The organism is Haematospirillum sp. H4485, assembly GCF_012102745.1.
Taxonomy (GTDB): domain Bacteria; phylum Pseudomonadota; class Alphaproteobacteria; order Rhodospirillales; family Rhodospirillaceae; genus Haematospirillum.
In genome coordinates this window covers 32,077-44,771 of sequence record NZ_JAAVSY010000002.1, presented here as the reverse complement: position 1 = coordinate 44,771, position 12,695 = coordinate 32,077, and the positions used below count along the sequence as shown (strand labels likewise).

Sequence of the window (12,695 nt, the reverse complement as noted above, 5' to 3'; positions counted from 1 at the left end):
GGCCTATTCGCGCTGAAGGATGATACGCGGAGATTTTTTCGGTGGGTGTTGTACACCATTTCCCCGACCGGACAGTGATGGATTGTTCATAAAGAAGTCGTGCGCTGAGAAAGCATTGGTTGATGGTTTTGCCCTGACGAAGGTCGCATCCGGGCGCAGGCTCCAGCTTTGGCTGGTATCCTTGAGGTTTGCCCCCATGATCTGGTCCAGGATCTGTGTGTGGACGGTCGGATTTTCTATGGGCACAAGATGCTCGACCCGGTGAATCAGGTTGCGTGGCATCCAATCCGCCGATGAGATATAGACCTTTGCCTGTGCACCGGGCAAGGAGCCTCCGTTGGCAAAGACAATGATACGGGAATGTTCAAGAAAGCGCCCGACAATCGATTTGACCCGTATGTTCTCAGATAGCCCGGGTACCCCGGGGCGCAGGCAACAAATTCCGCGTATGACCAGATCAACCTGCACGCCGGCACAGGACGCCTGATACAGGCGGTCGATGACCTTTCCATCAACCAGGGAATTCATCTTGGCCCAGACCGCCGCATGTTTCCCGGCTTTTGCATTCTTGATCTCGTCATCGATACGGGCCAGCAGAAAATCACGCAACCCCAATGGGGCTATGATCAGCTTTTCCATCTTTTCGGGTCGTGCATACCCTGTCATGAAATTGAATGCGCGGGCGGCATCAAGGCACAGGGCCGGATCCGCAGAGAAGAAGGACAGGTCAGTGTAAATCTTGGCTGTAATCGGGTGGTAGTTTCCAGTCCCAAAGTGCACATACGACCGCAGTTCATTCCCTTCGCGCCGCGTTACCAGGCTGATTTTCGCGTGGGTTTTCAGGTCAAGGAACCCATAGACGACGTTGACACCGGCCCGTTCCAGATCCCGGGCCCATTGTATGTTGGCCTCTTCGTCAAAGCGCGCTTTCAGCTCTACCATGGCCGTAACGGATTTCCCGTTTTCTGCGGCTTCGATCAACGTGGCGACAATCGGGCTACCCTTGGACGTTCTGTACAGCGTCTGCTTGATGGACATGACGCTGGGATCACGTGCGGCCTGTCGCAGAAACTGGATCACAACATCAAAAGATTCGTATGGGTGATGAACCACAATATCTTTCTTGCGGATAGCAGCGAAGCAATCCCCTCCGAAATCCCGTATCCGTTCCGGGAAGCGGATATTGAAGGGGACAAACTGAAGGTCAGGGCGCTCATCCGTAATAAGCTTGCGTGTATCAGCCAAGCCGATCAGCCCGTTAACCCGGAAGGCGTCTGCCGGGGCCACATGCATTTCGTCGCAAATCAGCTTGGCCATGTCATCGGGGATGTCAGCATTCATCTTCAGGCGGATGCAAAGCCCCCTTCGCCGGCGTTTCAGGGCGCTTTCAAACGATTGGACCAGATCCTGTGCCTCTTCATCGATCTCCATTTCTGAATCACGAATAACCCGGAAATGGCCCCATTGCTGTAATTCAAAACCCGGAAACAGATGGTGCAGAAACAGAAGAACCACATCTTCGATGGCCAGAAAGCGAATGGCTTCCCCTGGGATGCGAATAAAGCGGTCCAGCCCCGTGGGAAGGGGGATCAGGGCGCGCAGGGGTTCATGATCCTCGCGCCGGGTCAGGTGCAGGACCAACGCCTGCGCCAAGTTGGGGATAAAGGGAAAGGGGTGCGCAGGATCAACGGCCAGCGGTGTCAGGACCGGGAAGATCAGGCTCATAAAGTGGTGTTCAAGCCAGATCCGGTCATCGGAAGACAACGCGTCCGTATTGATCACGTGAATTCCGTTTTGTTCCAGTTCCCTTTTCAGGGTGTCCCAGACCCGGTTCTGCTTTTCGATCAGGTTGCGTGCTTCAACATGGATGGCTTCCAGCTGCTGTGCCGGTGTCAGCCCATCCTGGCTCAGGGTTGTGATGCCGGCATGCACCTGCCCCTTCAGGCCGGCAACGCGCACCATGTAGAATTCATCCAGATTGGATGCTGAAATGGACAGAAATCGTACACGCTCCAGCAAGGGGTGGCGTGTGTTTTCCGCTTCTTCCAGAACACGGGTGTTAAAAGCCAACCATGACAGTTCACGGTTGATGAAGCGTTCAGGGCTGGCAGCATGAATGCGAAGCGTTGTTGCATCGTCTGCCGGTACGTGTCCCGTACTGCCACGGTTGGCCCGGTATTCTGTCTGATCAGAGCGGCTGGTTCCGGTATCCCGATTTCTGCGGGACTCTCCGGCAGGTGTCTCAGGCATTGTGGCAATACTCCACGCACAAGGGTAGGCATGCTCCATGCTACCACGAAAACCCCTTCGGAAAGAAAGGGATATACGCCACAGGGCACCTTTCCTCGGTGTAATGGTGGTTGAGATGCGTTTTCAGGATCTTGGACAAGATCATGTGACAGATATTGTGCCTGATATGTCAAAAAGACACGGGTATCTTGTCACTTTCCTGTCTTTTCACGGTGCTATCAAGAGGCTTCCATGCGCTCATCCTGCTGCAAGAGTCGCCTTACAAGCGGAAGTGTAATCGGGCGTTGTTCTGCCAAGGATATTCGGTCTGCATTTTGTACCAAGGTCCGTGCGGCTTCAAAGCTGCGTTCCATATGGCGGACCAGATAATCCAGGACATCGGTACCAATGCGCAGTTGCCGGTCCGAGAACATCTTGATCAAGACGGCAGCCATTGCGGTGTCATCCGGGTCGCTGATGCATGCTGTCGGGGCTGTGTTCAGGCGTGAACGCAGGTCGGGCAGTGTCAGGCCCCATACGGACGGTGGAGCGGATGCCGTCAAAAGCAGAGAGCAACCTGCTTCGCGGGCGCTGTTGAAAAGGTGAAAAAAGGAAACCTGATCAAGCCCGGCATCCGCGTCATCAATCACCAAGGCACGATGACCTGCAAGGAGTACGGGCGGATCCAGAACCAGATTGGCTTCTCCCTGAACGACGGGGGCATCAGCACAGGCAGAGAACACATGGGCCAAGTGACTTTTACCGCATCCGCCCGGGCCATACAGGATCACAGCCACGGTTGGCCAGTCTGGCCAGCGATCAATCCAGGCAACGGCCTCGGTATTATGAGAGGAAACCAGAAAATCCTCCCGCCCCAAGGCAGGGCGGTGTTCAAGTGGCAGGGGCAATTGCTGCATGATCTGGGCAGGTCCTTTGACGGTATCGGGGGAATAACCCCCCGTCATGTCGGCTTGTGGCCGTGATAAAGGTGGCTGTTACGGTAACGACGCAGGGAAAAACGTACCAGAACCCCCAGCACGGCGGCAACGGGTACGGCCATAAGAATGCCGACGAAGCCGAACAGGGTTCCCCCGGACAGCAGCGCAAAAATCATCCATACGGGATGAAGGCCAACGCGGTTCCCGACAAGCCAGGGGGAGAGAAAATTCCCTTCCATGAATTGCCCCAAGGCAAAGACAGCAGCCGTCAGGGCGATGTGCAACGTATCGGAAAACTGGGCAAAGGCCAGGCCCATGGATATGACAAAGCCAAGAATGGTGCCGACATAGGGCACAAAAGAGATCAGCCCTGCGCCCAACCCGACCAGAAGTCCCAGATCAAGGCCAACCAGGCTGAGTCCCACCGCATAAAAGGTGCCCAGCGACACGCACACAATAGCCTGCCCACGAACAAATCCGGCCAATACGGTATCGGATTCTCGTGCCAGTTCCACAATGGTTCCGGCGTGTTGTCGCGGCAAGAGGTCATGAATTCTGGTCACAATGGCGTCCCAGTCGCGCAGCAGATAAAAAGCCACGACAGGCGCTATCACCACCAGGGACAGGACATTGATCAGGGCGGCTCCACCGGAAAGAAGGCTCCGTACCAGATCAAAAATCCAGGACAGGACATTGCTGAACATCCCTGACGCGCCGTCGGTCAATTTCTGGACCTGGGATTTGGGCAGGAACTCTGCGGCCTGGCTCACCAAGGGTTCCAGCCGCCTTGCAATAGCTTGGGCGTAGGCTGGAATGCGATGGACAAAGCCCACGATCTCTGCCTGAAGGGCAGGTACAAGAATCAGGAGCACGCCGATGACAACCATCAGGAACAAAAATGTAATCAAGATGGTTGCAACCAGGCGCGACAGGCCATGACGTTCCAGCCAGTCTGCGACGGGGTCAAGGAAATAGGCCACGGCAGCCCCTGCCACAAAGGGCAGGAGCGCAGTCCGCAGGATATAAACCGACAGCAGGGCCAGAAGCACCATCGATACCCAGAACACCCACGTTCGTGAGGGTGGTGAGGGGGGGGATGGGTCGCCGGGCAGCGGAGAGGGTGATGCAGTCATCGAGGCTCGGTGTTTATCGTGCGCCAGTGCCCACCATAACCGGGGGCCCGCCTTCTTTCCAGATCCGTCTTCATGCACGTGTCTTCGTGGCTGCCCAGTTGTTATTCGGGATACTGGCTATTGTATGGCACAGGCGTGAGTGATGACGGGGGCGGCTGTGTATGGGTTGCCGGGTGAATAACCCATTGCTCCCCTTCCAGGATCATCTGCAAACCATCGGCAGACAGAGAGGACGACAGGCGTTCGGCGTCACCATAAATCGTTGCAGAAACAAGGGCCTCTGTACGGGTCAGGGCATCAAGGGTCCAGGACTGGATATTCCGGTTTTTGTCCAGGGCCTTGCGCACAGCCAGCCAGTTTTCCAGTCCGGCAGAAATATGAACTCTCAGATTCAGGGTCTGGGTCTCACCGCTGGCTATTTTGCTGTATTCGTCGTGCCAGCCGCGTTCCAGCCAGGCAACGGTGCGGGTTACGGCCTCGTTCAGGGCTGCTTCCAGGGACAGGCCACTCAGGACCGGAACCGTATCGTGGAATGTTGCATCCCGGTCCTGTCCACGGGTGGCACGGATCCGTATTTCTGTCGGAAGGCCACTGGAGTGATCAAGGGACAGGGCCTCGGCATGAGCGATCAACGCATCTTCGGCCTGATACCGCTGCGTGATGGTATCCAGGGCCATCGGGTCCATGGCTGAGGCCCGTGCAGCATCGATGGCGGTCACGTCTTCCAGATCACCCAAGGGAACATCCAGGGGGACCAAGCCGGCTTTCGGGCGGTTGTCCCACGCTGTTTTCCACGGATTCGGATCGTCCCACAACCGGGATGGGGCCCCCGGGGACGGTGTCCAGACCGGCAGAACAACAAGAGGACGGGCCGGTACATCAACCGCCGTAAAGCCAGCCTTGCGCAAAAGATCACGCACCCCGTCCGGGAAAAATGTGAAGGCGGCTTTCCCGATGTAACGAACGTTGGATGTCTTTTCTTCCAGGATGGCAACGCCCAGCACCAGCTCGTTCATGGCGGCTGGGTCCGGTACGGGAACACGGTCTGCCGGTGCGCCCAGACGGGTCACAAGAATACGGAAGGCATCGCGCTGTCCATTAGCCAATGCCTCTTCACGGGCCCGGACGGCATTCGGGGCCGAAGCATCCACAGCGACATCGCTGACGGTATAGACGGACAGCATCGCCCCGGGAATATCGCCGGCTTTTACCGGAAACGGTACGAAAACAGCCATCCAGAGCAAGGTCAGGTGTACTGCCTTTTTTCCAGCCATTGCATTAGCCGCCCGTTGCAGTATCTTGCGCATCCGGTCCATCCATTTGACAGTGAACCTCTGTGAGGCCGCCATTACTACTCCTTCCGAACCCAAAGGGCTAAGTTACAGGGATGCCGGCGTTGACATTGACGCCGGAAACGCCCTTGTGCAAGCCATCAAACCCCTTGCCCGTTCAACAGCACGTCCCGGATCGGATTCGGCACTGGGCGGTTTCGGGGGTCTTTTTGACCTTCGGGCCGCCGGCTTTCAGGATCCGGTCCTGTGTGCTGCAAACGACGGCGTTGGTACCAAACTGAAAATCGCCATCGATGCCGACTGTCACGATACGGTTGGTATTGACCTTGTTGCGATGTGTGTCAACGATCTGGTTGTGCAGGGGGCCGAACCCCTGTTCTTTCTGGACTACTTTGCCACCGGATCCCTGGATGTGGAGCGTGCCCGCACCATTATTGCCGGGATCAGTGAAGGGTGTCGCCAGGCCGGTTGTGCCCTGATTGGCGGGGAAACCGCTGAAATGCCGGGTCTGTACACCGGCAAGGATTACGACCTCGCCGGTTTTGCCGTTGGTGCAGCCGAGCGGGGGTCCTTGATTGACGGATCCGGGTGCCGGGCCGGGGATATGATCATCGGGCTGGCGTCTGCCGGGGTGCATTCCAACGGCTATTCCCTGGTGCGTCGTATTGTTGAAAGAACGGGGCTTGGCTGGGATGCTCCAGCCCCCTTCGCGCCAGAGATGTCGCTGGGGCGGGCGCTTCTGGTTCCGACACGGATATACGTGAAAAGTTGCCTGGCCGCGGTGCGGGCCGGGTATGCCAAGGCATTGGCCCATATTACTGGTGGCGGTTTTCCCGAGAATATTCCCCGCGTCCTGCCCGGCCATCTGGCGGCATCGCTGGATATGGCGGCTGTTCCCTTGCCTTCTGTGTTCCAGTGGCTATCCCGCGAGGGTGGGGTGACGGCACGGGAGATGGCGCGGACGTTCAACTGCGGTCTGGGTATGATCATGGTGGTGTCACCGGACCATGTCGGGGAGACCTTGGGCCTGTTGCAGTCTTTTGGTGAGCAGGCCCGTGTTGTTGGCTCTCTGGTTGAACGTGCCCCGGGGGGGGAGGCGGTTCTGATGGAGGGGCTGGAAAAGGCATGGGAGCCATGACAGCAGCGGCATCGTCCCGTGCCAGGGTCGGGGTGCTTGTGTCCGGCCGGGGATCCAATCTTCAGGCCTTGCTTGATGCGGCGGACAGGCCGGATTTTCCGGCCTCTGTTGTTCGCGTCATATCCAATGTTCCCGATGTTTATGCCCTGGATCGTGCCCGGACGGCTGGTGTTCCTACAACGGTTATCCCGCATCAGAGTTTTCCCTCACGGGAAGATTTTGATGCGGCCCTGGATGCCTGCCTGCGGGAGTCTGGCGTGGAGTTTGTGTGCCTCGCCGGCTTTATGAGGGTTCTGTCCGCCGGGTTCATTCGTGGCTGGCAGGACCGGATCATCAATATCCATCCATCCTTGCTGCCATCCTTCAAGGGATTGCACACGCACCGGCAGGCTCTTGAGGCTGGGGTCCGTGTGCACGGGTGTACGGTGCACATTGTACGCCCGGCCCTGGATGACGGGCCAATTCTGATGCAGGCAGCGGTTCCTGTTCTGTCAGGGGATACCCCGGATACACTGGCTTCCCGGGTTCTGGAACAGGAACACAGGATTTATCCGGAGGCCCTGCGTCGGTTGGTTATGGGTAGGTTTTTGATCGATGGGGCCAGGGCCAAATCCGTTGGGGGGGATACGGCAGAAGGATCCGGACAAGCCTTGGTCAGTCCACCGCTGTTGTAACAGGGTGTTGCGCTTCCCGTGGTGTTGGTTCTGCCTGTAGTGGCCGGTACCAGCTCTCCGGGAAGCCGGCCTGTGTGCGGGCCTCTACATTAAAAGGTGGTTTCAGGCCCCCGGGGTACAGGGTCTGGATATGGGTGGCAAACAGGGCTGCGGGGTCCTGGTTGTCGCGTTGGGCCAGGTAGGTCAGCCACCGCACGCCGCTGTGGACGTGGCGGATTTCATCCTCGAAGATCACGTGCAGCATGTCGGCCAGATCATGCTCTCCTTGCGCCCGCAAGCGATCTTCTGTTGCAGGTGTGGTATCCAGTCCGCGTGCTTCCAGTGTCATGGGGACAAGGGCCAGGCGCGCGGACAGTGACCCTGTTGTTTTCTCGGCGGCTTGCCACAGCCCGTCATGGGCGGGCAGAGCACCATAGAAGGAGTCGTGCCGACGCAGCGCCCCTTCCAGCATCATGAAGTGCCCGGCTTCGTCATCAGCAACCCGGATCCAGTCCTTGTAAAAGGCGACGGGCATTCTTTCATCATTGAAGCGGGCAACAATGTCCCAAGCCAGATCAACCGCATTCAGTTCGATGTGTGCCAAGGCATGGATCAGGCTAATGCGCCCCTTTCCCGGTCCTGTTGATCGCTTCGGCATATCCCGGGGGGGCAGAAGGGCGGGATGTTCCGGTCGTGCCGGCCTGTCCGGTGGCAGGGTCTGTCCTGCCGGTGGCAGTCCGGTTCGTTCCCACAGCAGGAAAAGCCGCCGTGTCAGCAGACATTTACGGGCAGGATCTTCTGTTGTCAGAACCGCATGAGCAGCGTCGGAGATGGTGGCAAACACTGTACAGCATTCCTGTTGACCAGAGTATCCGGGCAGGGGTATCGCAGCCCCGGTTCCGGGTCAATGGTCTGTTCAGGATAAAACCAGATGACAGGTTTGCCCTTATCTGTTCAGGTATTTTTCCTTCAGGAGTTTTCGGGTGCCGGACTCCTGTTTTCAACAACACTTTTCAGGCAGGGAATGCAAACGTGGCGGGTACAGTGATGGGGGTGCGGGAATGGGGCTTGCTTGTTCTTTTGTCGGTTCTTTGGGGTGGTGCTTTTTTCTTCGTCGGTGTTGCCGTCCCTGAGATCCCGCCCTTTACGTTGGTTGCCTTGCGGGTTTTTTGTGCCTTGCCGTTTCTGTGGGGCCTGTTGCTGGTCCTGGGTCAGTTTTTCCTGATCTGGTCTGCGCCCTTTCTTGCTTTTGTTGCCATGGGGTTGCTGAACAATGCGATTCCACAGGTCCTGATTGCCTGGGCCCAGGGGACGGTTTCAGCCGGTGTGGCTTCAATCCTGAATGCAACAACACCTTTGTTTACCGTTTTGTTGGCCCATGTTCTGATCCGCGAGGAGAGGATGACACCGGGCAAATGCCTTGGTGTGGTGCTGGGATTTGGTGGTGTGGTGGTGATGACAGGTCTGGATGCCCTTGATGGCATCGGTCTGTCTGTTCTGGCCCAAGGTGCGGTGCTGGTCGCCAGCCTGTCGTATGCCATGGCGGCGATTTATGGGCGTTACCTTGCGCAGCAGGACGGCGTATCCCCCTTGATCGTTACGGTGGGAAGCATTACCGGGGCAGCCTTGGTTCTGGTGCCCCTTGCCCTGGTTCTGGAAACGCCGTGGGCCCTGCCTGTTCCCGGTATCCCGGCATGGGGTGCGGTTCTTGGGCTTGCCGTTCTGTCAACGGTCTGTGCCTACCTGCTGTTTTATAACCTGCTGGATCGTGTCGGGGCGTCCAATGCGTCCCTTGTTACCTTCCTGATTCCGGTCAGTGCCGTTGTTCTGGGATTCCTGTTCTTGGAAGAGCAGCTGGAGCCCCGCCATGGGGCAGGCATGGCCCTTATTGCGCTGGGCCTTGCTGTACTCGACGGGCGCCTGATCCGGGGGCGGCGTCCTTCTCCGCTTCAAGGAGAAGGTGCCGGTTGAGGTTCGGCCTCGTTCGTGGTGCTGCCCTGTCCCAGATTGAACAGCCGACGCAGAAAGCCCGGCGCAAGGGCGCTGAGGGGATTGACAGAAATAGACGGTTCGCTGGTTGTGCCCCGTATGGCGTAGTTGGCACCAATCAGGCCGCCGTCTTTCTCAAAACCGGTCAGGATCTGCCCGATCAAGGGGATCTTTCCGACCAGGCTGTTCAGGGCATAGGCCGGTATGATGGAGCCTGCTACGTCAATTTGGCCTTCGGAAAACCATACAGTTCCGCGCCCGGTCATGCCAAGTGATGCCCCGTGGGTCCGGAAGTCATTCAGGGTCAGCCTGTTGCGGTCGCTGTCGTACACGAAGGGAGCTTCCAGGGATTCGAAGGCAATGCCTTCACCCCGCAAGGTATCCAGAATACCGGTCAGGGCGGCAACGGACAGGATCCGGGCCAGAAGCGGGGCATCCACCAGCCGGTATTGACCGACCGTCGCGGTGCCCCGGGCCACACCATGACGACTCAGGGTTCCGTTGACCTGAAGCTCTCCGCCCCGCATTGTCGTGACAATGCCCAGCGCACGGGCCAGTGCACCGGCATCCGATGTGCGCAGGGTCAGATGTCTTCCATCCTGTTCCCCTGAGGGGGTAATCCGGAATTCTGCCGGTTTTCCTTCATCGACACGGGCTGTTGCCTGTACACTTTCAAAGCGACCGTTGCGACGTGCCGCAGATACTTTCAGGTCTCCCAGTCCCCCATGCTCTGACATCAGGACTTTGGAAAAATCCAGGTGTGTGACCATCAGCGGGGTTGTCGGTATATCCTCCGGCAGGGGAGCATCATCGGCCATGCTGGATGTTCTGTCCGGCTCCTTTTTGCTGTTGCCTTCGCTGTCATCCTGGCCGGAGAACAGGGGCGACAAGTCGAGGGTTGAGCCGGTGATCGTAACATTCAGGCCATCGCTGTCCCTGGATGGCCGGATCCGGACTTTTGCGTCTGTGCCGTTGATCCGCACCGTATCCAGGCGTAAGTCTGCCAGTGTGCTGTTGCGTCCGACATTCAGGGCCCCACGTATGGTCAGGTCCGGTGCAACGCTGGCTGAAAACGATGGCACTTCGGTTACATTCTGTCCGCGCAGCAGCAGCTTTGCCTTGGCATGTCCTGGTTTTCCGGTGGGTTTGACCCACCCAAGTCCGGGTATTGAGGCATGGGCTGCGGTCAGATCAGCGTCCACGTTCAGTGTGGCATGGCCGTCGCTTTGGGTTGTCATGTCGGCCTTTGCGGTAATGGGTCCTTTGATCCATTCTCCGTCAAAGGGTGTAAAGGTCAGGCCGACAACGGGCCTTTTATCCTGTGCAATGGTAGCATCCACCAGGTACCGGCTGGCAAAGGGGGTGCCGGAAAAATTTTCCGTCCATGTAAAGCGGGCGGGGATCCCGCCGATCTCTCCCTCTCCCTTTGCCTCAAGGTTTTGTGCTGTTACCGCCATGGTGATGCGGGTCTTTTCCAGATTCTGGTTGAAGACCAGATTGGCAATCGACACGTCCTTTGCCTGCACGTTGGCATGGACAGACAACTGATCCAGGGGAAGGTTGCTCAGCAGGGGGAATGACAGCTTCAGTTCTGTTTCCACATGGCCGGCTGTTTTGTCCGGTACAATGCCGATCTTGCGGGCGTAGCCCAACGGTTTGTTGTCAATAAGGGCTAAAGCTTCAGGCAATGGGCCGGTTATGGACAGATTGACGGCAGCCGTATTGTCATCCTGGTCCAGTTTTTCAAGTGCGATCGTTCCGCCTGTGACCTTGAGCGCGCCAGAGTGTCCGCTTTGAACCGTAATGCCGACAGTATCCCCTGTGAAAGAAATGGCGGCGTGTGTGTCGGATACGGGGGGCATGGGGCGCAGGTAGTGGACGGTGACTCCTTCAGCCTGTGCCGTACCGGAAAGAGCCTTGAGTGTGATGGTATTGTGTTCATCGGTACCCAAGTCGAATGCCCATGACCCGTTGCGTACGATTCCATCCTCCAGGTTCTCCGTAATCCATGTTCTTGGATTGACCGCAAGTGCGGTGGGCCACAGATTACGGAGCCGGTTGACCGGAAGTGCATCGACAGAGACGGTGACCTGCCCCGAGGGAGGTGTGGTCTCTGTCCCGGGCTGAAGGTGGCCCTGGGCCGTGACGGTGGTTCCGTCCAGATTCAGCATCAGCGTTTCCAGCTGAATCTCCTGCAGGTCCGCTGTTATCTTCAGTCCTATTTCCAAGGATTTGACAGGGATATCACCTTCTATCGGTTCAGGGAGGTGAAGAACGCCTGATTTTCCGGTGATATGAGCGGTCCCTGAGACAAAGGTTGTCTGCTCACCCAAGGCAAGGCGTGTTTCTACGGTGCCGCTCAGCGGGATATCCAGGCCGGCCAGCGGAGCCAGCGCTCCGGACAGGCCGGACAGGATGGACGGACGCAGGTCCCGTGTTTCCAGTCTGGCTTCGAGATGACGGGAGCGGGCGCTGTAGGAGCCCGTCAGATCCAGATGTGTCGTGTCTTGTGATGTGGCCAGTTCCAGGTCGGCATCAAAATCGAGCTGACCACGGGCGCGGGTCATGTCGGCAGATGCTTGGGGAATGTGCCATGTCATTCCGGCTACTCTGTCGATAACCACCATGCTGGCATCGCTGATTTGTAACAGTGACAGATGCGACAGGACGACGCTGCCCGGTGTGCCATCGGGTGAACCATGGTTGGTCAGGGATGCCAGAATCCCCTGCACAAAATCGGTTGTTGTTTCTGTTGCCGTACTGTCCGGCTCTGTGTGTCCTTGTTCTTCCGGCAAGCGCATCGGGTTATCCGGCAGGTCTGACATGCCCAGGCGTATCTGGCCGTTCTTGTCCCGGATCATCAGGATGCTGGGATTGATGATCCGGATCATCCTCGGGTAAATGCGGCCTTGCAGAAGCCACCACGGTTCAACAGTAATACCCAATCCGGGGAAGCGTGCGACAAGGCTCCCCTGGTTGTCTGTCACGCGTGTTCCCTGAAGGCGTAATCCGACAGAGCCAAGCCCGTGATCCCAGCGCAGTTCGGTATGCTCAATGGAAACCCGTACATTCGCTTGTGGGTCGGACAGGGCATCTTCCAGGTAAGGTGTCAGGGTGTCGAGCGCCACAGGCCCCTGGTCCAGCCGCCACGTTATGGCACCGGCTGCCAGCAGTACTGCAAACAGGATACCCGCCAGAATACGCAAAAATTGACTTACGCCCTTTTGAATCACAACAACCCCGATTTTTGTCATCATGCCGGCAATAACCCCGAGACAGAGTTCAGCCTTGACCGTTCGTTCCGGCTCCCGCAGTCTGCGGTA

Annotated in this window: 9 protein-coding genes; 3 read left to right on the top strand and 6 right to left on the bottom strand. The window is 57.7% G+C overall.

The features are described 5' to 3' along the window. Nucleotides 1–3 precede the first annotated feature (3 nt). From HEQ61_RS02765 to HEQ61_RS02750, 4 genes are all read right to left on the bottom strand, one after another. Entirely contained in the window at nt 4–2,250 is a 2,247-nt protein-coding gene (locus HEQ61_RS02765; protein WP_168019596.1) for an RNA degradosome polyphosphate kinase, read from the bottom strand. A gap of 218 nt (nt 2,251–2,468) precedes the next feature. Then, nucleotides 2,469–3,146 carry an HdaA/DnaA family protein gene (locus HEQ61_RS02760; protein WP_168019813.1) on the bottom strand — a complete coding sequence of 226 codons (678 nt, stop codon included), beginning with the start codon at nt 3,144–3,146 and terminating at the stop codon, nt 2,469–2,471. A gap of 44 nt (nt 3,147–3,190) precedes the next feature. Next, nucleotides 3,191–4,300 (bottom strand): AI-2E family transporter, encoded by a 1,110-nt coding sequence (locus tag HEQ61_RS02755; protein WP_168019594.1) that lies wholly within the window; start codon nt 4,298–4,300, stop codon nt 3,191–3,193. 101 nt (nt 4,301–4,401) lie between these two features. Then, nucleotides 4,402–5,607, bottom strand: a complete 1,206-nt coding sequence (locus HEQ61_RS02750; protein ID WP_168019592.1) for a DUF2066 domain-containing protein — start codon at nt 5,605–5,607, stop codon at nt 4,402–4,404. A gap of 13 nt (nt 5,608–5,620) precedes the next feature. On the opposite strand from HEQ61_RS02750, the gene purM reads away from it, so the two are divergent. Further along, the gene (gene purM, locus HEQ61_RS02745) at nt 5,621–6,730 is read left to right on the top strand and encodes a phosphoribosylformylglycinamidine cyclo-ligase (protein WP_209315622.1); all 1,110 of its coding nucleotides are present in this window, start codon (nt 5,621–5,623) and stop codon (nt 6,728–6,730) included. Then, nucleotides 6,718–7,404: a phosphoribosylglycinamide formyltransferase gene (gene purN / locus HEQ61_RS02740; protein WP_245183090.1), complete on the top strand. Its 687-nt coding sequence runs from the start codon at nt 6,718–6,720 to the stop codon at nt 7,402–7,404. The genes purM and purN overlap by 13 nt, the downstream gene beginning before the upstream one ends. On the opposite strand, the gene HEQ61_RS02735 is transcribed toward purN, so the two are convergent. Beyond that, nucleotides 7,385–8,227 carry a ferritin-like domain-containing protein gene (locus HEQ61_RS02735; protein ID WP_168019590.1) on the bottom strand — a complete coding sequence of 281 codons (843 nt, stop codon included), beginning with the start codon at nt 8,225–8,227 and terminating at the stop codon, nt 7,385–7,387. The two genes, purN and HEQ61_RS02735, sit on opposite strands and share 20 nt — an antisense overlap. A 188-nt stretch (nt 8,228–8,415) precedes the next feature. Between HEQ61_RS02735 and HEQ61_RS02730 the strand changes: the two genes are divergently transcribed. Then, complete coding sequence (locus HEQ61_RS02730; RefSeq protein WP_322099173.1) at nt 8,416–9,354, top strand: DMT family transporter; 939 nt, start codon at nt 8,416–8,418, stop codon at nt 9,352–9,354. Here HEQ61_RS02730 and HEQ61_RS02725 read toward each other — a convergent pair. After that, on the bottom strand, nt 9,333–12,629 hold the full coding sequence (locus HEQ61_RS02725) for an AsmA-like C-terminal domain-containing protein (RefSeq protein WP_168019589.1): 3,297 nt from the start codon (nt 12,627–12,629) through the stop codon (nt 9,333–9,335). The two genes, HEQ61_RS02730 and HEQ61_RS02725, sit on opposite strands and share 22 nt — an antisense overlap. Between the last annotated feature and the right edge of the window lie 66 nt (nt 12,630–12,695).